Annotated in this window: 20 protein-coding genes; 13 read left to right on the forward strand and 7 right to left on the reverse strand. The window is 34.2% G+C overall.

What is annotated here, in order from left to right; all coding sequences use genetic code 11:
- Positions 1-22: 22 nt before the first annotated feature.
- The 5 genes from AC1QSP_RS01440 to AC1QSP_RS01460 are packed head-to-tail and all read left to right on the forward strand — an operon-like array spanning position 23 to position 9,014.
- On the forward strand, positions 23-2,593 hold the full coding sequence (locus tag AC1QSP_RS01440; protein WP_484079452.1) for a zinc-dependent metalloprotease: 2,571 nt from the start codon (positions 23-25) through the stop codon (positions 2,591-2,593).
- 5 nt (positions 2,594-2,598) lie between these two features.
- Positions 2,599-5,934, forward strand: a complete 3,336-nt coding sequence (locus tag AC1QSP_RS01445) for a SusC/RagA family TonB-linked outer membrane protein (RefSeq protein ID WP_484079453.1) — start codon at positions 2,599-2,601, stop codon at positions 5,932-5,934.
- Positions 5,935-5,942: 8 nt separating this feature from the next.
- Positions 5,943-7,262, forward strand: a complete 1,320-nt coding sequence (locus AC1QSP_RS01450) for a RagB/SusD family nutrient uptake outer membrane protein (RefSeq protein ID WP_484079454.1) — start codon at positions 5,943-5,945, stop codon at positions 7,260-7,262.
- A 60-nt stretch (positions 7,263-7,322) separates the two neighbouring features.
- Entirely contained in the window at positions 7,323-8,102 is a 780-nt protein-coding gene (locus tag AC1QSP_RS01455; protein WP_484079455.1) for a LytR/AlgR family response regulator transcription factor, read from the forward strand.
- Between the two features lie 9 nt (positions 8,103-8,111).
- On the forward strand, positions 8,112-9,014 hold the full coding sequence (locus AC1QSP_RS01460) for a tetratricopeptide repeat protein (protein ID WP_484079456.1): 903 nt from the start codon (positions 8,112-8,114) through the stop codon (positions 9,012-9,014).
- On the opposite strand, the gene AC1QSP_RS01465 is transcribed toward AC1QSP_RS01460, so the two are convergent.
- Complete coding sequence (locus AC1QSP_RS01465; RefSeq protein WP_484079457.1) at positions 9,011-9,757, reverse strand: Rossmann-fold NAD(P)-binding domain-containing protein; 747 nt, start codon at positions 9,755-9,757, stop codon at positions 9,011-9,013. The genes AC1QSP_RS01460 and AC1QSP_RS01465 overlap by 4 nt on opposite strands.
- 110 nt (positions 9,758-9,867) lie before the next feature.
- Between AC1QSP_RS01465 and AC1QSP_RS01470 the strand changes: the two genes are divergently transcribed.
- The 4 genes from AC1QSP_RS01470 to AC1QSP_RS01485 all read left to right on the forward strand — a co-directional run bounded on the left by AC1QSP_RS01470 (position 9,868) and on the right by AC1QSP_RS01485 (position 12,276).
- On the forward strand, positions 9,868-10,062 hold the full coding sequence (locus AC1QSP_RS01470) for a hypothetical protein (RefSeq protein WP_484079458.1): 195 nt from the start codon (positions 9,868-9,870) through the stop codon (positions 10,060-10,062).
- Complete coding sequence (locus AC1QSP_RS01475; RefSeq protein WP_322970203.1) at positions 10,055-10,849, forward strand: SPFH domain-containing protein; 795 nt, start codon at positions 10,055-10,057, stop codon at positions 10,847-10,849. Before AC1QSP_RS01470 ends, AC1QSP_RS01475 begins: the two co-directional genes overlap by 8 nt.
- Before the next feature lie 63 nt (positions 10,850-10,912).
- Entirely contained in the window at positions 10,913-11,611 is a 699-nt protein-coding gene (locus AC1QSP_RS01480; RefSeq protein WP_484079459.1) for a pseudouridine synthase, read from the forward strand.
- Positions 11,612-11,685: 74 nt separating this feature from the next.
- Entirely contained in the window at positions 11,686-12,276 is a 591-nt protein-coding gene (locus AC1QSP_RS01485; protein ID WP_484079460.1) for a hypothetical protein, read from the forward strand.
- Positions 12,277-12,310: 34 nt separating this feature from the next.
- On the opposite strand, the gene AC1QSP_RS01490 is transcribed toward AC1QSP_RS01485, so the two are convergent.
- From AC1QSP_RS01490 to AC1QSP_RS01505, 4 genes are read right to left on the reverse strand one after another with little or no spacing between them, the layout of a single operon-like run.
- The gene (locus AC1QSP_RS01490; protein ID WP_484079461.1) at positions 12,311-13,429 is read right to left on the reverse strand and encodes a DUF6438 domain-containing protein; all 1,119 of its coding nucleotides are present in this window, start codon (positions 13,427-13,429) and stop codon (positions 12,311-12,313) included.
- Positions 13,430-13,489: 60 nt separating this feature from the next.
- Positions 13,490-14,200 carry a ZIP family metal transporter gene (locus AC1QSP_RS01495; protein ID WP_484079462.1) on the reverse strand — a complete coding sequence of 237 codons (711 nt, stop codon included), beginning with the start codon at positions 14,198-14,200 and terminating at the stop codon, positions 13,490-13,492.
- Positions 14,193-14,924, reverse strand: coding sequence for a class I SAM-dependent methyltransferase (locus AC1QSP_RS01500; RefSeq protein WP_484079463.1), 732 nt, complete (start codon positions 14,922-14,924; stop codon positions 14,193-14,195). Before AC1QSP_RS01500 ends, AC1QSP_RS01495 begins: the two co-directional genes overlap by 8 nt.
- Positions 14,925-14,928: 4 nt before the next feature.
- Positions 14,929-15,315 carry a Fur family transcriptional regulator gene (locus tag AC1QSP_RS01505; RefSeq protein ID WP_484079464.1) on the reverse strand — a complete coding sequence of 129 codons (387 nt, stop codon included), beginning with the start codon at positions 15,313-15,315 and terminating at the stop codon, positions 14,929-14,931.
- Positions 15,316-15,523: 208 nt separating this feature from the next.
- On the opposite strand from AC1QSP_RS01505, the gene AC1QSP_RS01510 reads away from it, so the two are divergent.
- The 3 genes from AC1QSP_RS01510 to AC1QSP_RS01520 are packed head-to-tail and all read left to right on the forward strand — an operon-like array spanning position 15,524 to position 18,165.
- Positions 15,524-16,663, forward strand: coding sequence for a THUMP domain-containing class I SAM-dependent RNA methyltransferase (locus tag AC1QSP_RS01510; protein ID WP_484080375.1), 1,140 nt, complete (start codon positions 15,524-15,526; stop codon positions 16,661-16,663).
- 11 nt (positions 16,664-16,674) lie between these two features.
- Positions 16,675-17,115: a DUF2750 domain-containing protein gene (locus AC1QSP_RS01515; RefSeq protein WP_484079465.1), complete on the forward strand. Its 441-nt coding sequence runs from the start codon at positions 16,675-16,677 to the stop codon at positions 17,113-17,115.
- Positions 17,116-17,124: 9 nt separating this feature from the next.
- Positions 17,125-18,165, forward strand: a complete 1,041-nt coding sequence (locus tag AC1QSP_RS01520; protein WP_484079466.1) for a glycosyltransferase family 2 protein — start codon at positions 17,125-17,127, stop codon at positions 18,163-18,165.
- A gap of 74 nt (positions 18,166-18,239) precedes the next feature.
- Here AC1QSP_RS01520 and AC1QSP_RS01525 read toward each other — a convergent pair whose 3' ends face one another.
- A complete protein-coding gene (locus AC1QSP_RS01525) occupies positions 18,240-18,836 on the reverse strand; it encodes a hypothetical protein (RefSeq protein ID WP_484079467.1) in 597 nt (198 codons plus the stop codon).
- Between the two features lie 124 nt (positions 18,837-18,960).
- Between AC1QSP_RS01525 and rimO the strand changes: the two genes are divergently transcribed.
- Positions 18,961-20,265 carry a 30S ribosomal protein S12 methylthiotransferase RimO gene (gene rimO, locus AC1QSP_RS01530; protein ID WP_322970193.1) on the forward strand — a complete coding sequence of 435 codons (1,305 nt, stop codon included), beginning with the start codon at positions 18,961-18,963 and terminating at the stop codon, positions 20,263-20,265.
- Positions 20,266-20,341: 76 nt separating this feature from the next.
- On the opposite strand, the gene AC1QSP_RS01535 is transcribed toward rimO, so the two are convergent.
- On the reverse strand, positions 20,342-23,239 hold the full coding sequence (locus AC1QSP_RS01535; protein ID WP_484079468.1) for a choice-of-anchor J domain-containing protein: 2,898 nt from the start codon (positions 23,237-23,239) through the stop codon (positions 20,342-20,344).
- Positions 23,240-23,303 lie beyond the last annotated feature (64 nt).

Genomic DNA, 23,303 nt, shown 5'->3' on the forward strand with positions numbered 1-23,303 from the left:
TAATTTTTGCAAGTCGAAGCATATGAAGCCGATAAGAAATTACCACTATCTATTGTGTTTAGGAATTCTTTTAAATGCTGCAGGGGTAACTGCACAAGATAAAGAGGGAAAAAGTAAAGACAAAGATCCAAAAGAAAAGACCGAAACCAGTTCTAAAAAGACCAAATCAATTGACGAATTAGTCAAAAAAGGAACCTATAAAAAAGGTCTTTTTAATGTCATTGAAGTCAACACGGATATCTATTTTGAAATTCCAGACAGTTTAATGGGGAGACAGTTTTTGGTGGTCAATAAATTATCGCAAGTTCCAATGCAAGTGAATGAAGCGGGATTAAACAAAGGGATGAATTATGAAAATAAAGTCATCAGTTTTTACAAAGATACCAAAGCCAAAAAGATTTGGGTAAAAACCATTAATCCAATCGCATCATCTCCTCAAATGGATGCTATTACAGCTTCCGTTAAAGATAATTTTTCGGAATCAGTGATTGAAGTTTTTGACATTGAAGCGCAAAACAACGATTCGACAGCAGTTGCGGTAAAAGTCAATAAAATTTTTGATGGGAACCAAAAAAGCTTTAATGATGTATTATCGAATACGGGATTAGGAGGATCCATCAAATCCAATTTATCCTACATCGAAAAAGTTAAAACGTTTCCAGAAAATATTGTTGTGAAATCACAATTAACAACTTCGGTGAATGAAGGAGGAACTGATTTAGCAGTGACTTTAGGGGTTACCAGCAATTTAGTTTTATTACCAGAAGTGCCGATGCAACCTCGTTTAGCAGACGCTCGAGTGGGTTATTTCACAGAAAAACATTGGCATTTCAATGACCAACAACATCAGATGGAAGACCAACGTTTCATTACCCGTTGGCGTATGGAACCAAAGCCAGAAGATGTCGACAGATATTTAAACGGAGAATTGGTAGAACCAAAGAAACCAATCATTTATTATATCGATCCTTCGACACCTCCACAATGGAGACAAAAAATCATTGATGGTGTTCACGATTGGCAAATTGCATTCGAACAAGCGGGATTTAAAAATGCCATCCAAGCCAAAGAGGCTGATCCAAACGATCCTGATTTTGATATTGATGATGTTCGCTATTCAGTTATTACGTATGCAGCATCACCAAAATCAAATGCAATGGGGCCTTCGGTAGTGGATCCAAGAAGTGGTGAAATTATCGAAGCAGATATCATTTGGTGGCATAATGTAATGACTTCTTTGCACCAATGGATGCGTATTCAAACTGGTCCAATTGATCCAAAGGCCCGTGGTAATAAATTTAGCGACGAGCATATGGGAGAAGCGATCCGTTTTGTTTCGTCACACGAAGTAGGGCATACGTTTGGGTTAAAACATAATATGGGTTCATCTTTTGCCTATCCCGTAGAATCTTTACGTTCAAAAGAATTTACGGATAAAATGGGTGGAACAGCACCATCTATTATGGATTATGCACGATACAATTATGTCGCACAGCCTGAAGATGGAGTGACAGCTATTACTCCTAAAATTGGTGTATACGATAAGTATGCCATTGAATGGGGGTATCGTTGGTATCCAAATACAGAAAAAGAGCAAACAGCTTTAAAAGCCATGATTGAGAAACATCAAGATGATCCATTGTATTTCTACGGAGAGCAACAAAGTTACACGAATACAATCGATCCTCGTGCTCAATCTGAAGACTTAGGGAATGATGCCGTTTTAGCCAGTGAATATGGAATGAAAAACCTAAAACGTGTGGCTGAAAATATTTTAAACTGGACACAGGAAAAAGACCAAACTTATATTGATGCAGGTAAATTATATTTTGGTACGATTGGGCAGTGGGATACGTATACGAATCATGTGATGGCCAATGTTGGTGGGGTATACTTAAATCAACCTGTTTTTGGGGACCAAAAGAAAGCGTACGAACCCGTAAATGCGAATATGCAACGTAAAGCAGTGGATTACATTAATCGTCACGTGATGAATATTCCAAAATGGTTATTCTTTAATGAGGTGATCGAGAAGACCTATGCCATCAAAAATTCGCCTATGGGTCCCTACGAACAAACCCCTTACACATTAGCGCGTGAAATGCAATACAGCGTGATTTACGCTTTATTTAATGACGAACGTTTACTTCGTTTATTGGAAAATGAAGTGTATCACGAACAAAATGCAGCTCAATCGGAGATATATACGGTCGAAAATTTATTTGATCAAGTTCGAACTGAAGTTTTCAAAAAGAAATCCAATTTGGACATTTTGGATCGCATGACTCAGAAAAATTATGTGGATGCATTAATTGTTTCAACCAATAAATTATTTGAAAAAACAACTGTTGTAGGTTTAACGGTTAACGAAAATTTACAAACCCCTACACTTTGTAACCATTTACACGAAGACCGTGCAGCACGAAACATTAACTACACGTCGATGAAACGTGTTTCCGAAGTTACGACCTACAAAAGAGCGGAGTTGCAACGCGTTCTTGAATTGGTTGAGAAAAGAAAGAATAAAGGAAATCAAGCAACAAAAGCACACTATACCGACCTAATCATAAGAATTAAAGAAGCTTTAAAGTAACACACATGAATAAAAAATTACTCTTACTACCTCTTTTAGCTGCAAGTTTATCGTTTGCACAAGAGAAAAAAGTGATTACGGGAACTGTCCAAGATGAAGAAACTTTCACAGGGATTCCAGGTGCTTCGATTAAGGTTGAAGCCCAATCTGTTTCAACACAAACAGGACAAAATGGAATCATCGAAAGTGTTACAGTAGGTACAGTAACCGACGAATTAGGGAATTTTGTTTTAGAAATTCCAGCCAATACATCATCACTTTTAATCAGTTATTTGGGATACGAATCACGTTTGATTCAACTTTCAACAGACGAAAAAAATATTACCATCAGTTTACGCTCTGTCGAACAACTTTTAGAAGAAGCGAATGCTTTACAAGAAGTGGTTTTAACAGGGTACCAAAAAATTGAGAAAAGAAAATTAACTTCTGCCATAGAAACGGTGAAAATGGACGACATTCAACAAGCAGGTGTTGCAAGTGTCGATCAATTATTAGCCGGTCAGATTGCCGGAGTAGCAGTTACGCCAGAAACAGGTTCTCCTGGGGGAGCAACAAAAATACGTATTCGTGGTACGGCTTCATTAAATGGTGCTCAAGACCCTTTATGGGTAATTGATGGGTTACCATTAGAAGGTAGTGATGTGCCTAATTTTACGGATAAAGACAATATCGATCAATTGCAGAATTTCTCAATTGCTGGATTAAATCCAAATGATATTGAGGAAATTACCATTTTAAAAGATGCTGCAGCAACGGCAATTTATGGAGCGAGAGCAGCCAATGGTGTAATTTCAATTACTACGAAACGTGGGAAACGTGGAAAAATGCAAGTCAATTTCTCTGCAAATACATTCATCAATGCCCGACCAGATTTTGATCGTTTAAATCTTTTAAATGCTTCTGAAAAGGTTGATTTAGAATTAATGTTAGCGGGCCGTAATGATTTAACGTATCGTACAGATAAAGGGGAAGTGATGCGCATCTTACAACGCAACAACCAATTGGACGCCTACCGCTCGGGTGGATTAGCAGGGATTGATGGAGCAACGTTAAATCAAATTAATGCTTTACGTCAACAAACGACGGATTGGGGTAAATTACTTTATCAAAATGCCATCAACCAACAGTATGGTTTAAGTGTTTCAGGAGGTTCTGACCTTTCCGATTATTATGTGTCATTAGGATATTACGATGAACAAGGAACAACGATTGGGACAGGTTTTGAACGTTACAATTTAACGATAAAAAATAATTTTAATGTATCCGATCGTTTAACGGCAGGAATTTCGTTATTCGCGACTTCAAGCGATCGTAATTCATTTTTAACGGATGCTGATGCAGCGATTAATCCGATGAATTATTCGCGCAATGCAAATCCGTATTTATCACCTTACAATGCCGATGGAAGTTACCGCTACGATCAAGACATTGATGGTTACGAAGACCGATACATTCCTTTTAACTTTATCGAAGAACGCAATAATACACGCCATACCTTAAAAAATAGAGCATTAAAAGCTATTTTTGATGTCAATTATAAAATTGCAAAAGGATTAAATGTAAGTTCTCAATTTGGTTTGCAATACGACCGTAACAATACTGAAAAGTATGCGGCTCAAGAAACGTATTATACACGAAAATTGAAAGAAAATTCGCGTTACTACCAATCGGGTTATCAATACTTTTTGCCGGATGGAGACGTCAAACAGAATTGGAATAACGAATATTTTCAATACAATTGGAAATTACAAGCAACATACAACACAACATTCAATGATCGTCACGAGTTGGATGTCATGGCGGGAACAGAATTAAGAAGAACAACGGATCAAACTGTATTAACACGTGCTTTTGGGTATAATCCAATTACACGAGAATCTTCTCCAATTTTATTTCCAAATTCAAGTTCAGCAACTGATCCTCGTTTCAAAACGTATGATGAATCACCAGCGGTCATCAATGCTTATGCCTCAATGTTTGCCACGGCAGCGTATACTTTAGATAAAAAGTATACTGTGTTTGGAAGTGTACGTTATGATGGAACAAACTTATTTGGAGTAGATAAAAAATATAAATATTTACCAATTTGGGCAGCTTCGGCTTCTTGGTTAGTTTCGCGAGAAGAGTTTATGCAAAATCTTGATTTTATCTCCAACTTAAGACTTCGTGCATCGTACGGATTACAAGGTAATATCGACCGCAATACTTCACCTTTCTTTATTGGTGAATATGGAGATGCTACAATTTTACCAGGAGGAAAAGAGTCTACCATTGCAGCTTTAAATCCACCGAACAACAAGTTACGTTGGGAAAAAACAACCAATGTGAACTTGGGGATGGATTTAGGCATGTTCCGTAACCGCATTAATTTAACGGTGGATGTATATGATCGTAAAGGAACAGATATGATCAGTATGAGAGAAACGCCGTTAGAAACAGGTTTTGCTTATACAATGGTCAATTGGGGAGAAATCTCAAACCGTGGATACGAAATTGCTTTAACGACACGTAATATTGATCACAAAAATTTCAAATGGACCACAACCATTAATTTTACTCATAACAAAAGCGAAGTTTTACAAGAGAATGTAAGCGCTAACAGCACATTGCCATCGCGTGTTGGTTTACCGGTGAATGCGGTTTTTGCTTTAAAAACAGCAGGATTAGATGCCAATGGTAATCCAATGTTTTGGAAAGGTGATCAAAAAATTTCAGCCAATGAATTCTTTAAATTATATGATTTGTATGCAGATTTCTTCCCAGGAGAAATAGCAGAATCTAATTTATCAAGTGAAGAATTAAGAGGTTTGTTTACGTATATCGGAAATAGAGATCCAAAATTTACAGGAGGTATTATCAATACGTTTAAACTGCATAATTTTGATTTAAATGTTTCGGCAGCTTTCAATTTTAAACAAACCATTATGAGTTCGCCTGCATACCGCGGAATGGAAGTAGATCCAGGTAGAAATTATACACATGCTATTTTAGAAGCCGGTCAGACCTTACCAGGAATTACGAGTCCTTTAATGGGGGATGATGATGCTTGGATGACCAACAAATGGTTTGCTGGAAACCGAGCAAATGCATATAACTTATTGGATATTTGGGCAAAAGAAGTAAGTTATTTACGCATTACAAGCATCCGTTTAGGGTATAATTTGCCACAGCGTTTCTCTGAATCGATTGGAGTAAAAAGTTTAAAATTGAGTGTAGAAGGACGTAACTTATTTGTCATCAGTAATGGGTACAATGGCTATTTCGATCCAGAAACGTATGGAAACATATATGCTCAACCCATTGCAAAATCAGTAACACTAGGATTTAACCTAACATTTTAAGAACTAAGATGAAGAAATTAATTGTTTTATTAAGCGTTGTAGCTGTAAGTTTTTCAACCATCAGTTGCGATGATTATCTTGATATAGAACCAGACGGAAAAGTCATTCCAAAATCGGTGGAAGATTACCGCCAAGTATTGACGATGGCTTACTCTAAATATCCACAACACAAGTCATTAACGGCCATTCGTACCGATGAATTAATCTTGGATGAATATTCAAGTGATTTTATTTCTTACCGTGAAATTGCCATGTGGAAGGATGTAAATCCGGATCAAGCGACTACTCAATTTCAATGGGAGGCGTTTTATTCAGTTATTTTTTACGCGAACCAAATTATCAATGAAGGGGTAAATACAATGGCTGATTCGGCAGAAAAAGATCAAATCTTAGCGGAAGCTTATGCATTACGTGCGTATGCTTATTTTGATTTGATTAATTTATACGGTAAACCCTATAACGCGACTACGGCTGCAACAGATCGTGGGGTGCCGTTGGTTTTAGCATTAAATTTAGAAGCAGCAGTTGCTCCCTCGAGCGTGCAACAGATTTACGATCAAATTCATGTTGATATTGAAAAATCTTCAGCTTTAATGGTTGAGGTGCGCCAAACGTTAGGCATCAATTATCGATTCTCGAAACAAGCACTTGAAGCTTTTAAAGCGCGAATTTATTTATACCAACAAAATTGGGAAGAGGCATTAGCCAGTGCAAATCAAGCTTTAAACATTTCCGATGAACTAGTTGATTTAAATGCTGCATCTTCTTTACCAAACCATTATACTTCAGTGGAAGGAATTATGGCATTGGATAATAATTTCAATAGTGCATTAAAATATATGGCTACAGCTTCTCCTGAATTGATTGAAAGCTATGATCAAGCTACGGATTTACGATTCAGTGTATATTTCGAAAGCAGTTGGGATGGCTATAAAATCTTAAAAGGAGGAAGCTCAGATTACCGAATGTCTTTCAGAGTCAGTGAATTGTATTTGATTAAAGCAGAAGCTTTATTGAAATTAAATCAATTAACGGAAGCCAAAGCAATCTTAAAACCATTTTTAGCTAAACGTTATACTGGTGAAGGATTTGAAACAATTCAAGCTTCAATCGAAACAATGAACGATTCTGCGTTGATGGATTTCATTTTGGAGGAACGAAATCGCGAATTTGCTTTAGAAGGGCATCGTTGGTTTGATTTAAGAAGAGCCAATCAAAAACAAATTATTCATATGATCAGTGGTAACGAATATATTCTACAACCGAATGATGTTCGTTATACCATCGAGATTCCACAACAAGCGAAATTAAATAACCCAAGTCTGTAACATTTTTATAAAAAAGCGTCTAGTAATAATTATTAGGCGTTTTTTTTTATTTTTACGTCGATGAGAATTGCGATAGTAGAAGACGAGTTATTAGCAGTAAAATATTTGGAACATTTGCTACACCAACAGCAAATTGTTGCGATCGATGGGATACATATTTTACGTTCCAAAGAAGAAGCGATTCAATTTTTCACGAAAGAACACGTGGATTTGATTTTTATGGATATCCATTTAGGCGATGGAAAAAGCTTAGAAATTTTTGAAGCGGTAGAAATCAAATCACCTATTATTTTTGTGACGACATTTGATGAATACGCGATTAAAGTGTTCAAACATTTTACAATTGATTATATCCTAAAACCTTATGAGGAAGAAGAATTGTACCGTGCATTGAATAAATACCAAAGCATCCAAGCTTCATATTCCAATTCATCAGCTCTGAATTCCTTGGTAACCCTTGAGAATAACTTAAAAACAGAGAAAATTAATAAGTTAGTAGTGACAAATGGACAAAAAATTATTGTTTTAAATGAAGAGGAAATAGCCTATTTCTTTGCATCAGGGAAACATCTATTTGTCAAAACAATGGATGGTCGTACATTTATCTACGATGATACTTTAAAAGAAATGAGTTTTAAACTCAATACCGATCGATTCTTTAAAATCAATCGAAAATACATTGTGAATCGCCATTCGATTCAAGAAATCATTAAACATTCCAGTCAAAAAGTAGAAATTCATTTGATTCCTGAACCTGAAATAAAATCAGAAATATTAATCAGTAAACCTCAAATTGGAGAATTTATGCAATGGCTTGGAAAAGAAGTAATATCCATATAAAATCAAAAAATGCGAAAATTTAATCAACAAATAGTTCTTCTTTTTCTTCTTATTTCAAGTTCTTCTTTTGCTTGTTTAAATGGATTAGAATATCAACTTTCGACTGGGACGACAGTTTACATCGATCACGATAATGCTGTGCCTTATGGTCACGAATTTTGGGTGAATGAACCTGCAACAGAAATTCGAAAATTGGACAGTTTATATCAAGTCAAACCTCATGTAGATTACTTGAACGAAAAAGGGTTAGTATACATCATTTCGAAGGATTATCAAAAAGCGATTGATTTATATTTAGAAATCGAAAAAAAGACGCCAGGTTTATATGCGACAGCTTCTAATTTAGGTACAGCTTATGAATTATTGGGCGACAACGTAAATGCGCTAAAATGGATCGAGAAAGCGATTGAAATCAATCCTAATTCTCATCATCATTCGGAATGGATTCACGTGAATATCTTAAAAATTAAGTTAGGGCAAATGCCTTTATCGTCAACAAATTTAATTGGTGTTGATTTTGGAAAAGAGGATCGTCCTGTAACGAAATTATCGCCAAAAGCGTTGGAAGAGTTATCGGAACAACTCTATTTTCAATTGAATGAAAGGCGTTCTTTTGTGGGACCAAAAGATGAAATTGTCGCACAATTGTTATTTGATTATGGTAATTTAATGCTTTTAAGAAACTTGAATCAAGAGGCTAAAGAAGTTTACGAAACCGCCATAAAATATGGTTTTGACCCCTCTTTCGTCAACTTAAGGATGGCTCAACTTAAAGACAGCAACGATCAAAATGAAGCATCGTTATTCACTAAAATCAAAAATAATTGGGATACGATTTTAATCTCAATCCTTTCGATGATCACTTTTTTATTGATTTATGGAAGGAAAGAGCGAAAGAAAAGAAATCGTTAATCCTTAAAATAAAGAGGATTTGGATGAATAAATTGGTAATTCAAGGTACGGATGAGTTTCTCTGATGCAATTGTTTTACCTTTTTTTGTGATCGAATGAATCACTTCATCATGGAGTTGATAAGTTAATACTTCTCTTTTGGTAGGATGTATAGGGGCAACCACATTAATGATTTCACCGCGTACATTATTTTCAATACACATTTTAATCACCGTTAAGATGTCTTCATAATGGATATGATTCACCACTTCATCAAGACCTTCTCGTTCCAAATTTAAATACTTGGACAAATAGCGATCATCACCCATAATACCACCTAATCGTAAAATTGTGACTTGTTTTAAATGTTCTCGAACTAAATGTTCAATGCTATGATAAGGCTCGTTTAATTCTTGCGTTAAAAAAGTTTCTTCTGTAACAGCTCTGTTTACATCAGGATAAATTCCTGTACTTGAAATCAGAATAATCTGTCCGTCATATTTTGGACCAATAAATTGAATAATGTGTTGAAAACGAGTTGTTAATTGGGCTAAAGTATTTCGTCTTCCAAACGGGACAGTAATCACCACAAAATCGAAGGCTTCGATGTTTACGAAAGGGGAAATAGGTTGATCAAAATCCACAGCGATACAATTGTCAGCATCCGAATGTCGTTTAGTCGTTTGTAAGTTATATTCATCCTGCAACACACGTTCTAAGCGACTCCCAATCCATCCTTTTCCTATAATTAAACCATTCTTCATTTCACATCAAATCATTCCATAAAGATACGAATAATAAATTTTATTTACAATGAGTAATGTTATTATAAATTAAACTTATTTATGATAATTTTAAGAAAATTAATCAAGCTATGAGCAATAAAACATTACTTAAAATCGCCTTGGTTCCGGTATGGATTGCCTTTTTATTGTTTGCAATTCAATACATTTTTGGACTCATCAGTGAACCCAATACGCTTTCGGTTATTGGGGGTGTTTTATTATTGGCCCTTTTAATTTTCATCACCTTATTACTATTAAAAAAAATCTATTTTACCCATGAATAAAAATTTAATCAAACTTACTGCTGGAGGAATTGTGACATTTTGTTTATTCTTATTTGCGCTGGCGTGTACAGAACGCATTGATGCTGGACATGAAGGACTTCTTGTAAAGATGTACGGTTCGGACAAAGGAGTACAAGATGTAGCATTGGTAACAGGACGTGTATGGTATAACCCTTTAACAGAGCAAGTTTTTGAGATTCCAACTTATGTACAAACGGTAAACTATGAAGCATTTACAGTAAACGCTAAAGATGGTTCTGTATTTACAGTCGATCCAACAATTTCATTGAAAGTTATTGACGGTAAATCGCCTCAAATCTTTAAAAAATACCGCAAAGGAATTAATGAAGTGTTGCAAAATACACTCTATAATCACATCAAAGATGTTTACCGCATCGAGTTCAATAAGTTTACAACGGATCAAATCATTAGTAGCCGCGAAGCGTTTGAAAATGGGGTTCAAGCCAAAATGATTGCGTTCTTAAAAAATGAAGGGTTTGCATTAGAACAATTAACAAGTGGAATTCAATATCCTGAAGCGATTACAAAAGCAATTAATGAGAAAAACGCAGCAATTCAAGAAGCGCAACGTGTAGAAAATGAATTAAAAGTAGCAGAAGCTAACGCACGAAAATTAATTGTACAAGCAGAAGCAGAGGCAAGAGCCAACGAATTACGTAAAGTATCTTTAAACCAATTATTAATTCAACAGCAATTTATTGAGAAATGGGATGGGAAAACAGCCATTTATGGTAATGCTCCTTCATTCTTTAAATCGGTAAATTAATTGGATAACATTAATGTGTAAAAAAGAGATTCGATTCCGAATCTCTTTTTTTATTTTTGTCCGATGTTAGAAATTCTTTACCAAGACGAATACATTATAGCCATTAACAAACCAAGTGGGTTATTGGTCCATAAATCCTATTATGCAAGAGATGCAAAAGAATTTGCAGTGCAAGAATTAAGAAATCAAATTGGAGGTCAACACGTTTATCCCATACATCGATTAGATCGTAAAACGTCGGGCATATTATTATTCGCATTGGATAAAGAAACTTTAAAAGTGATGAACGATCGTTTTGCAACCCGTGCAGTAGAAAAGAAATACTTAGCCATTTTACGTGGCTGGGCACCAGAAGAACAAACCATCGATTATGATTTAACCAACGATGATGGTGTAAAACAAAATGCAATCACCTACTTCAAGCGTTTACAAACAGCTGAAATTGAGTTGGAATTCAATAATCATCCAACTTCAAGATATTGTTTAGTGGAAGCAATTCCAGAAACAGGACGTATGCATCAATTAAGAAAGCATTTTCGTCATATTTTTCATCCCATTTTAGGAAGTCGTCCTCATGGGTGCAACAAACAGAATAAGTTGTGGTTAGAAACGTTTGGCTTAAAAGGTATGATGTTGCACGCCTATGAATTAATTTTTGATCATCCCATAACAAATGAAAAGATGGTGTTGAATGCCAGAACTAATGAAGAATTTAATCGAGTAGGAGCCATCTTAGGATTGGATCTAAATCAATACACTTAGTGATTTTATTTAGGGTAAAATGTTGATTGGTAATAAAATAATCACTATTTTAATATCAGAAAACCAATTCAACTATGATAAAAAAATTACTTTATTTCCTACCATTAGCCTTATTTATAGCTTGTAGCGAGCAGAATAAAAATGCCGTCACAGAAAAAGAAGAAGTAGTCGAATCCATAGATTTGAGTGCAATTTCTAATGAAAAAAAACAGTTGGTAAAGGAAATTATTCAGCTTCAAAAAGATATTGAAGAACGAAAAACGGATCGTGTTGCTGAGTACTTGGATTCTCCAAAGCGGGTGGAAGAAATTGAATTAAGTCTGCAAAATACGAAAATACGAAATGCCATCGAATCGAATTCTTCGCGATTATCCACTGATGTTGTAAGAGAGCAATTTGATTTACTTTATACTGAGATGGATTTAAACATTCTTCATGATGCTTTAAAATCGATGACAGAAAATGAATTATTAGTACAAGATAAAGTTTCCACGCAAGTGGTGGATGAAAATTGTAAGTATAATGTTGATGTTCAAATGAATGGAAAAGAAGTGAAATTCAATATTAAAACTGAAAATGAAACGGATACTTGTAAAAAAGATCAACAGTGGAAATTTAATTCCAATGGAGAATATTTAGTATTAGATCGAAGATATTATTTATAAAATAGAAAAAAGGAAGCTAATTACAGCTTCCTTTTTATTTAATGGTTTCTAAAAAATTGTAGCCTAAGTCGTAATACTGTATGGGTTGATTTTTGAATTTGATTTGATAGCGTTGTCCATCGGTTTCTATTCCTTCAAACAGTTTAGTATTTAAAGCTTTTACTTTTGGTCCCCAATAATAATTATAACCTTTTTCGTTTATTTTTTTGGTTTTATTTTTAAATTCAAACGGTTGTGTTGGTTGTTTCATTAGCTCTGTCCATAAATAAAATTTTTTGTATTTATAAAATGGATGCTCATCTTCATCATTTACAAAATTGAGATTGGCCAACGTCGAAAAATAATCGTTTTGATTATAGGGTTTGCTATTTTCGAAATATTGATCCATTATTCGTAATTGATCCAAAACTTTTTTAACTTGATGAGGTCCATCATTGAGGTAAAAACCAATTCTTTTAATTACTTTTTGATCTTTGATAAAAACAACTTCTTCGTAATTACCATCTGTAGCGCTGAATTTATACTCATCTTCCAAATTTACAACATCAATTTGGTTTAAACTTTTTAGAAAATAATTGAAGTAGGCTGAATTGATTTTTGCTTTATAAACACCTTCATATTTTGTATATGCTTCACCTGCATATATAATAGTTCCATCAGATTCTAATCGATAATTATAAATTGGACATTCTCCGTAACAACCGCTACTAGTTACAATAATCGCATCAAAATCATTATTATATTGTTTGTATTGCTCACGTACCAGTTTAAAATATTCAAAGTAAATCGTGTCTTTCGTTAGTTTTTTGACTTTACCAAAATCAATATTCGTTTTACTTCCTGTATTCTTCCAAGTGACCAAAGAATCTTTCACATAGAATTTTGCTTTATAATCGAGATAGTCTAAAGTCTTAGTTTGTTTATTATAATGCGCAAAATGATTAGCATCATAAATACTATCGTTTTTGAAACTGTATAAAACGTTTATGTTGAAAAATGGTTCAGGTTCAGTTTCATCATCGGGTTTTATCTCCTTTGGATAAAATTCTTTTACCCAATCGCCTTGGATTTGTTCTATAATTTCTTGGTCAAATTTATTTTGACAACTTGTAAAGTTTAAAAGAGTCAATAATGTGAGTAGAGTTAATCGCATAATTTGTGTTATGGATTAAATATAATAAAAAAAGCAACTCGTTGCAGTTGCTTTTGTATTTTAATGACTGTGCATGTGCATCGAAACAGTGGCATAAGCCAATAGAAATCCGAAGACTATAACACCAAATTTTTTAATGTTGAATTTGTGGCCTTCGTTAGCTTCAAACAAAATTACCGTAGAAATATGCAAGAAGATTCCAGAAACTATCGCGCTAATTTCTAACGTATAATTTGAAATTGCTGTGTGTTTTCCCAATAAGAAACCAATTGGAGCGGCAATCGCAAATAAAAACATAAAAAGAAATTGTCTCAATTTCGAACTGGTATGATGAGATAATGCCCCATACAAAATCATGGAAACGGGTATATTATGAATAAATATCGCCCACATAAAATCGTGTGAATCTGCATTTGCTACTGGAATTCCTTCAATCAAAGAATGCAAGAACAATCCGCCAAAAATTCCTAATGGAAATTTGTTTTCGTTGTGGTGCAAATGCACGTGTCCGTGTTCAACTCCTTTACTAATCGTTTCTAAAACGTATTGAATGATTACACCTGCTAACACAAACAATCCAATCGTATGATGTGAATGCTCATTTTCAGGATGTCCATACACTTGCGGTAAAATTTCTAAAACGGTCATCGCCAAGAAATACGCTCCACTAAACGTCAGTAATAGTTTTGAATTTTGTTTGTTGCGAAGGATAAATTGAGAGCATAGTACACCCAAAATAACACTCGCTAGTAGAATACTAATCTCAAACATTCTTTAAAATATAAATTAAACGATCTGATGAAGAATCATTGAAAAATGAACCTAATTGATAATTTCCAAAAACTTGTTGGATTTTAAAACCCGCTTTTTCAATCATCTCATCAAAATCTTTTTTGTATAACACTTTCACATATTCTTCAAAATGCCAATCTTGTCCATCCGCGGTGAAGTCGATTTCTTTTTTAATGAAGTTTTTCTCCGTTATGGATTTTGTAATCTTGAATAAAATGCCGTCAATTTCTTTTTCCTCGTATGGAACTAAATTTTTGACAATTTTCTCTGCATTTAAATAATCAAAAACGAAAATTCCATTCGGTTTCAATTGCTTTTGGATAGCTTCAAAAACTTGTGCATTTTCTTCGTCGTTGTCAAAGTATCCAAAACTTGTAAATAAATTGAAAATCGCCTCAAATCCATTGGCTTGATAGATTTCGCGCATATCGTGCACATCAAAATGCAGATGCTCGTTTTCGAATTGTTTGGCGTAAGCAATGCTTTCGTCGGATAAATCCAAACCTAAAACATCGTAACCCAATTGATTTAAGGTAATGGAATGGCGTCCTTTTCCACAAGCCAAATCCATGACTTTTGCTTTTTTAGGAATCTCGATAAATTTCGTTACATTTTCAATAAATGTACGCGCTTCTTCGTCGTTTCTGTTTTTGTATAAAATATGATAATAGGGGGTATTAAACCACGCTTTGAACCAGTCCATAGATTTATATAATAGTTTTTTTACATTTTGGGCAAATCCCAGTGATAACACAATTGTAGTTTTTCATTTCATAGCCTTCCGGAAGATTAAGATTTACTTCTTCTTTTAGGCACGTTAATTCGTTGCATATCTCGCATTGAAAATGAAAATGATTGTGATGATGATTTTGATGTTCGCACGATTTGCATTTAGCATAATAGGCTACACCGTCATCACCTAATACTTTATGCAAAATTCCATCCTCACAAAAACGTTTTAAAATGCGATATATCGTCGCACGATCCATTTTACCATGTAATTGTTTTTCAATCGCTTCTTGATTGTAAGCACTCGAGCATGTGTCAAACAAATCTAAAATCGCTTGTTTTTGGGGTGTATTTCTGCGTTTCATTTCTTAATGCAAATCTGTTGCAATAATACAAAATTAATTAGTGAATTCGAAAATTTGTTGATGGGTTTATTATATCTGTTCCTATTAGCAATCTCACTAACTACACAATTATTAGATAATTTCAGCACGAGTTAAATTCGCGAAATGATGAGGTTTTATAATAAAAGCCTTACTTTTGTAAAAAATTTGATAGTTGGAAAACTTTAGAATGCAGGCGAAATCTTTTTATGGTTTCGAGGAGATATTAGCGCAAGAATTAAAGGCTTTAGGAGCAGCGGATGTAAAAATTGGAAATCGTATTGTAGAATTCTATGGAGACTTAGGATTTATGTACAAAGCGAATTACAGTTTGCGAACAGCTTTAAGAATCCAAAAACCAATTACGACATTTTCTGTCAAAACAGAGGACCAATTATATACGCGTTTAAAAAAGTTTCACTGGGAAAATTATTTAAATGTCGATCAAACGTTTATGATTGATCCAACTGTTCATTCAGATTATTTTACGCATTCTCATTATGCAGCTCTAAAAATGAAAGATGCGATTGTTGATCGTTTTAAAGAAAAATTGGATAAACGTCCAAGTATCGATAAAGACCATCCAGATGTTCGTTTTAACTTACATATTTCTGCTGATAAAGTAACTGTATCTTTAGATTCTTCTGGAGATTCGTTACATAAACGTGGGTATCGTTCAGAAACGGGTCCTGCGCCAATTAACGAAGTATTAGCTGCAAGTTTATTGTTAGCTGCGGGTTATGATGGAAAAGGTAATTATTTAGATCCAATGTGTGGTTCGGGTACAATGTTAATCGAAGCTGCAATGATTGCGAATAATATTCCGGCTCAGATTCACCGTAATCATTTTGCGTTTCAAAATTGGCCTGATTATGATAAGGAATTATTTACGCAAATCAGAAATACACGATTAAATCGAATCAAAGAATCTGAATATAAAATTGTAGGTTACGATATTTCGCCGATGATGGTGAAAATTGCCGAAGAAAATGTACGTTCTGCTGATTTATCAGAATTTATAGAAATTCGTCACCAAGATTTCTTTGAATCAAAAAAAGAAATGTTTCCAGTATTATTGGTATTCAATCCACCATATAACGAGCGTTTAGAGAATGATAACCAAGTATTTTATAAGAAAATTGGAGATACATTAAAATCAAGTTACCCGAATACATTGGCTTGGTTTGTAACATCTGATTTATCCGCCAAAAAATATGTAGGATTGCGTCCATCTCGTAAATTAAAAGTATTCAATGGGAAATTAGAATGTGATTTCTTACAATACGAAATGTACGAGGGTACGAAGAAATTTAAAAAACAAAACGATTAAAAAAAAACAATTTGGATACTAAAGATTTTATCGAACAAATCATTGCGAATCAGAAAGTTTATTTATTGACGTCTGAAGAAGGCTTTGCAGTTACTTTTTCAGAAGAATTCGAATATGAAGATGGTTCAAATTTAGAAGTGATTTGTTTTTGGTCTTCGGAAGAAAAAGCAAAAGAAGCAAAACAAAATCAATGGGAAAATCATACCATTGAAGCCTTGGATCTCAATGTATTTTTAGAAGAATGGCTTTTTGGTATGATTGAAGAAGTGGCGCTTGCCGGTTTAGATTTTAATGCTGAACCGAAAGGACTAGAGCTATCACCAATCGATTTAATTATCGAAATTGCGCATACCATTAAACAAACCAATGCGAAATATGTTCCATTACACAGTAAAGGTGCTGGAAATATCATGCAAGTCGCATTAGAGATTAAAGAAAGTATCAACTCTTAATTATAAAATTTGAATCCAATCGAACTTCAGTTATCCATTATTGTCGCTGTTTATGAACGTCAAGATGAATTAACAGAATTACTGAGCAGTTTAACCAAGCAATCCAACTCCAATTTTGAAATGATTATCGTGGACGATGGATCAAAAAATAAATTGGATACAGTATGTGCGAAGTTTAAAGATCAGTTGGATATTAAATATTATTACAAATCGAATTCTGGTCCAGGAAAATCAAGAAATTACGGGATGGAAAAAGCCAATGGTAATTATTTTATTTTCTTAGACTCAGATACCATTATTCCTCCAAGTTACATACAATCGGTTTACGATGAATTAACTGCTCATTATGTGGATGCGTTTGGAGGTCCAGATGATGCCGACGAATCGTTTAATACTTATCAGAAGGCGATTACATTTTCGATGACGTCATTTCTTACAACTGGAGGAATCAGAGGAGGGAAGAAGCAAGTAGGAAAATTTCAACCGCGTAGTTTCAATATGGGAATTTCTCGTAAAGCCTATGAAACAACCGGTGGTTTTGCAGCCATGCGAATTGGTGAAGATCCAGATTTATCCATGCGATTATGGGAAAACGGTTTTGAAACACGTCTGTTTCCAAATTCAAAAGTAATCCATAAACGACGTACCTCATTAAAAAAATTTGCCAAACAAGTCTATCAATTTGGAGTGGCAAGGCCTATTCTGAATCAACGTCATCCCGATTATGTAAAACCAACCTTTTGGTTTCCAAGTTTGTTCTTTTTAGGAACGTTAGTCGCTTGGATAACGTTTATTTTGGGATTTGTGTTTTTTGAATATATTTTCGAACTACATCTTCCGATGATACTTTGGCTTTTGTATATGTTGTTAATTTTCATTTTTGCAACCCTACGATTCAAGTCATTAAAAGTTGGGATATTAGCCATGCAAACAACCTTAATTCAATTCTTCAATTATGGGTATGGCTTTTTAGAAAGTCAATTCAAATTGAATGTGTTGAAAAAAGATCCGAAAAAAGCATTCCCATCACACTTCCATGTGGAAGACTAAAGATATAAAATATAAACCTCATCATTTCGATGAGGTTTTTTTATTATGTACTGCAAATATAGGGTGCAAATGGATTAATAGTAATTTATCCCTTTTTTAACGTTATTGATTAGTTTTTCAAAATCAATTCCATCAGGATAGATTTTAAGGTTTTGGTAAAGATTATAAAGTAAATTTCGAGCTTCCTCATTATCATTTACGGTAGAAGAATATACCAATCGGAATAATTTACTGTCCATCGAAAAATCTAAAAAATACATGGCTTTAACGGGATTTGATATCTCTATATTACTAATTTTAGGAAAGGTAAGCTTCCAGAAATTGGTTTCTCGATTTTGGATATTCTTTATTTCATTGAAACTAAACGTTAATCCTTTCATCGACTCAATCAAGTAATCAGATTCCCATTTCATATAATCGAGTAAAAGATGATTAGGATTAAATCCCATTGTATGAATGTCTTCCATTCGAAATTGAAAGGTTTTTCCATTCTGATTAAAAAGCGGGAAATAATCAATGTTTGTATCGTTCTCTAAATAAAGTGTATAACTTTCTTTTTCAAATTGATGAAACACTAGAATACCATTTTTAGTACGGATGGCACCTTGTTCGGGCTGCGCAAAAGTGATTATAGAGATAAAGAGAATAAATAAGGTAAATATTTTTTTCATAAAAGTGTTATTTCACACGAAGATAGGAAGGAATGATTTCAATCCATGTATTTTCCTTTAAACACCTTAATTTAATTCGATTCTACCAATAAAATTCGTAAATTTGCAGACTTAAATTTTAGCAATGCGTACAAAATCGGTTGGAAAAAAGAAAATCAACGTTATTACATTAGGATGTTCAAAGAACGTTTATGATTCAGAGGTTTTAATGGGACAATTAAAAGCCAATGGAAAAGAAGTAGTTCACGAACAATCTGGTGATATTGTCGTAATTAATACTTGTGGGTTTATTGATAATGCAAAAGAAGAAAGTATTGATACGATTTTAGATTATGTTCAACGTAAAGAAGACGGTTTAGTTGAAAAAGTTTTCGTGACAGGATGTTTATCTGAACGTTACAAACCAGATTTATTAGAGCAAATTCCGGATGTTGATCAATATTTCGGAACACGCGAATTACCATTGTTATTAAAAGCTTTAGGTGCAGATTACAAACACGAATTAGTTGGAGAACGTTTAACAACTACGCCACGTCACTATGCCTATTTAAAAATTGCAGAAGGGTGTGATCGTCCTTGTTCTTTCTGTGCAATTCCATTAATGAGAGGAGGAAATGTTTCTCGTCCAATTGAGGATTTAGTGACAGAAGCTGAAAAATTAGCGAAAAACGGAACGAAAGAGTTAATCTTAATTGCACAAGATTTAACGTACTACGGTTTAGATTTATACAAAAAACGTGAATTAGCTCGTTTATTAAAAGAATTAGTAAAAGTAGAAGGGATCGAGTGGATTCGTTTACACTATGCATTCCCAGCTGGTTTCCCAGAAGATGTATTAGATGTAATTCGCGAAGAGCCGAAAGTGTGTAATTATTTAGATATTCCGTTACAACATATTTCGACAAACATCTTAAAATCGATGCGTCGTGGAACTACAAAAGAAAAAACAAATGCTTTATTAGAAGCGTTCCGTTCTAAAGTTCCAGGGATGACAATTCGTACAACGTTAATTTGTGGTTATCCAGGTGAAACGGAAGAAGACTTCCAAGAAATGAAAGCGTGGGTACAAGAGCAAAAATTTGATCGTTTAGGATGTTTTACTTATTCTCACGAAGAGAATACACACGCTTACAACTTAGTAGATGATGTACCTGAAGAAGTAAAACAACGTCGTGTGGAAGAAATTATGGAAATTCAATCTCAAATTTCGTACGATTTAAACCAAGAGAAAATCGGTCAAACGTTTAAAGTTTTAATTGATCGTAAAGAAGGGGATAACTTCGTTGGTCGTTCTGAGCACGATTCTCCAGATGTAGACAACGAAATCTTAATTTCTGCAGTAGATACTTATTTACCAATCGGAAGTTTTGTAAACGTTGAAATCATCGAAGCTTACGAATTCGATTTAATTGGTAAAGTGATTGACTAATATTTTTTTAAAATATTTTTAAAATAAAAGCCCTTATGCATTGCATAAGGGCTTTATGATGATAGATAATTAAGAATTATTTCTTAATAACTTTAAATGTTTGGTTCGTACCATCTGCTAAAGTTGCATTTACAATGTAAACTCCTTTAGGTAAGCTCGATAAATTAACTGAACCATCTGTTTTAACTTTTGTAGTCATCACTTTTTGACCAGTTAAGTTAAATACATCAATTCCTTCAACTGCTAATTTATGTTTAACATATAATACATCCGTTACTGGGTTTGGATAGAATGATAATTTAGAAACTTCAATTACTTGGTCATTGATAGATAATGTTTCACATTCTCCTTCGATTGAGAATACACCATCAAAATCTGGATTAGTTAATTCAACCCATCCGTTTGATCCATTAAATTTCGTTCTATATAATGTATTAGAAACATCAGAAGTAGCTTCCCAGAAAGAGCTAGTTCCACTTAATACTGATAATCCAGAAACTCCTATCCAATATGTTCCCACTTGATCGGCAGGTGCTTCTAATAATAATGGTTCTGGTAAAGTAAATGTATAAGATGATACATCAAATCCAAAAGCAGTTCCTACATTTTGTCTTTCAGGAGTTGCTGTGAATGAATAGACTTCATTTCCAGGGATGCCATCATTGTTTTCATAGATTTTAATAGTTCCAGAAGTTGCTCCAGTTGAAGTCATCAAATTAACCTTAATTTTTTGTAAATTAAATGAAGTATTTGCTTCAATTTGGAAGTCATTACCGATTTCTGCCGTAATTAAGTTACCAAATCCATTTTCAAAGTTATTTGAAGGAGTGCTTTGTTCACAAGAAGTTGGAAGATCTAAAGGACTACATTCTCCTACGATTGTAAATACACCTTCATTTGGTAATGATTGCCATTGATTAGTATCAGGGTCAAGTACGATCATTGGGTATTCTGAAGCATCCTCAGATGTTACCTCCCAATAAGCATTAGTTCCTGAATCTGGTGTAACACCTTCGACTTTTAGCCAATAAGTTTTATGTGTGTTCGATGTGTTTTCTAAAGTAAGCACTTCAGATAAGTCGTAAGTGTATTTATCGAAGCTAAATCCGAAGTTTGTACCAATATTTTCAGTCGCTGTAGGTGCGCCAGTGAATGTATATAATACATTATCCGTTGGTGTGCCGAAATAATCCTCAACAATCGAAATAGTAGCAGAAGAAATTCCTCCCGCAGCCGTAATTAAATTGAATGAAACTTGTGAAATATCAATTTTAGACCCTGAGTTAACTCTGAAATCATTAGCATATGTGAAATTGATTAAGTTACCAATACCATTTTCCATGGCATTCGAAACATTGTTTACACCACATACTTCTGGAAGTGGATCTGCAACACCTGCTAATACTTGTACATCATCTAAAACATTTGCATATCCCCAGTTGTTAATTCCTTCAAAAGCAAATTGCATTTCTCTAGTAACAGTTGGAATATTAACTTGTTTTTGAGTCCATGTATTTACTGCTGCAGAATTTTGGAAAATCAATTGCCATTCTGAAGATGGATTTGCACGATAATAAACTTTCAATGCATTAATATCACCCGCATAGTCTTGTTGACCATAATTAAATTGTAAAAATGCACTTGTCGTATTTCCTCCATCGATAATTGGTGTAATTAATCGAGTAATTGGTGAATTTGTTCCACTACCTGAATAGAATCGGGCATTTAATGTCCCATTATTTGCCGTTGTAATATCTCCATTTCCAGCTCCTGTTGCAAAAGTCCAGTTACGGCTACCTACAACATTTTCTTGTGTCCATCCTGGACGAGTTGTTGAATCGTCTTCAAAAGTTTCATTAAATGGTAGAGTCGTAACCATTGGAACTAATCCAGGGACTATTTTCACATCATCAATAACGTTTGCACGTCCGAAATTGTTAATTCCTTCAAATGCAAATTGCATTGTTTGCGAAACTGCTGGCAATTGAATTTGTTGTTTTGTCCAAGTTTCTACAGGATCTATTTGTGAGAATAATTCTACCCAATCCGAAGTCTCGTCTAAACGATAATACACTTTTAATGCATTTACATCGCCTAACCAATCTGGATTAGCATGGTGGAATTCAAGATAGGCATCTGTGTTTGATCCAGCGTTGATTACAGGAGAGATTAATTTCGTAATAGGTGAATTTGTACCTGATGTACTAACAAATCGTGCATTTAATGCACCATTATATGCTGTCGTTAAATTTCCTCCTGATGACCCATTATTATAAGTCCAATTCGCTGAACCAACAACATTTTGGTTTGTCCAAAATTGTCTTGTTTGTGAATCGTTTTCAAATGTCTCTGTAAAAGGAATATTTTGGGGAACATTTTCAGGTGTCTCTTCAACAAAGATATCATCAACCAGTAACATGAACATATCATTTGAGTTATTAACCCAAGCGATTCGAATCGATTGTCCCGCATATTGCGCTAAACTAAAAACTCTTTCTGTCCATGGTTTACCTTCGTGTGAGTTTTCTGCGGTAACAGAAAATAACGTATCCGTAAAGTCTGCTGCTGTATTTCCACCATTTGGTGCAACTTTTAGTAAATATCCATCGCGAAAAGAAGAGTCTTGTGATTTTACGGAATATCTTAATCGTGGATTAGTAGCACTTGATAAATTGATTAATGGCGTAATTAACCAATCATTTGATGCACCTGCAGGAAGGTACCAAGATGTACTTGCTGCTGCATGATCTCCTGCTGGTCCTCCAAAACGTCCATTATCTCCATCTAAATCAATTACATTCCACCCATTCGTGATAAATGATACATTTGGGTCTGGTGTTTTATTATCCAAATCAAGGACGGTCCATGCACTTATACCAGGCCCATTTCCATCAAAATCCTCAGAGAATATCTGAGCATGTGTCAATGTACTTAAAGTCGCCAAAGTGGCTAAACTTAGTAAAGTTTTTTTCATATTATTTCTATTAGTGTTGTACAATAAATATAATAAGAAAAATCATTAAAAAAAATATAAATAA

The organism is Faecalibacter sp., from assembly GCF_057177045.1.

Excerpts from the sequence above, each read along its gene's own strand:
- AC1QSP_RS01480 (WP_484079459.1), top strand. The coding sequence starts at position 10,913 with ATGTTAGAAATTCTTTACCAAGACGAATACATTATAGCCATTAACAAA.
- AC1QSP_RS01505 (WP_484079464.1), bottom strand. The coding sequence starts at position 15,315 with ATGAAACGCAGAAATACACCCCAAAAACAAGCGATTTTAGATTTGTTT.
- AC1QSP_RS01475 (WP_322970203.1), top strand. The coding sequence starts at position 10,055 with ATGAATAAAAATTTAATCAAACTTACTGCTGGAGGAATTGTGACATTT.
- AC1QSP_RS01490 (WP_484079461.1), bottom strand. The coding sequence starts at position 13,429 with ATGCGATTAACTCTACTCACATTATTGACTCTTTTAAACTTTACAAGT.
- AC1QSP_RS01525 (WP_484079467.1), bottom strand. The coding sequence starts at position 18,836 with ATGAAAAAAATATTTACCTTATTTATTCTCTTTATCTCTATAATCACT.
- AC1QSP_RS01465 (WP_484079457.1), bottom strand. The coding sequence starts at position 9,757 with ATGAAGAATGGTTTAATTATAGGAAAAGGATGGATTGGGAGTCGCTTA.
- AC1QSP_RS01450 (WP_484079454.1), top strand. The coding sequence starts at position 5,943 with ATGAAGAAATTAATTGTTTTATTAAGCGTTGTAGCTGTAAGTTTTTCA.
- AC1QSP_RS01535 (WP_484079468.1), bottom strand. The coding sequence starts at position 23,239 with ATGAAAAAAACTTTACTAAGTTTAGCCACTTTGGCGACTTTAAGTACA.
- AC1QSP_RS01455 (WP_484079455.1), top strand. The coding sequence starts at position 7,323 with ATGAGAATTGCGATAGTAGAAGACGAGTTATTAGCAGTAAAATATTTG.
- AC1QSP_RS01500 (WP_484079463.1), bottom strand. The coding sequence starts at position 14,924 with ATGGACTGGTTCAAAGCGTGGTTTAATACCCCCTATTATCATATTTTA.
- AC1QSP_RS01485 (WP_484079460.1), top strand. The coding sequence starts at position 11,686 with ATGATAAAAAAATTACTTTATTTCCTACCATTAGCCTTATTTATAGCT.
- AC1QSP_RS01510 (WP_484080375.1), top strand. The coding sequence starts at position 15,524 with ATGCAGGCGAAATCTTTTTATGGTTTCGAGGAGATATTAGCGCAAGAA.
- rimO (WP_322970193.1), top strand. The coding sequence starts at position 18,961 with ATGCGTACAAAATCGGTTGGAAAAAAGAAAATCAACGTTATTACATTA.
- AC1QSP_RS01460 (WP_484079456.1), top strand. The coding sequence starts at position 8,112 with ATGCGAAAATTTAATCAACAAATAGTTCTTCTTTTTCTTCTTATTTCA.
- AC1QSP_RS01470 (WP_484079458.1), top strand. The coding sequence starts at position 9,868 with ATGAGCAATAAAACATTACTTAAAATCGCCTTGGTTCCGGTATGGATT.
- AC1QSP_RS01445 (WP_484079453.1), top strand. The coding sequence starts at position 2,599 with ATGAATAAAAAATTACTCTTACTACCTCTTTTAGCTGCAAGTTTATCG.
- AC1QSP_RS01495 (WP_484079462.1), bottom strand. The coding sequence starts at position 14,200 with ATGTTTGAGATTAGTATTCTACTAGCGAGTGTTATTTTGGGTGTACTA.
- AC1QSP_RS01440 (WP_484079452.1), top strand. The coding sequence starts at position 23 with ATGAAGCCGATAAGAAATTACCACTATCTATTGTGTTTAGGAATTCTT.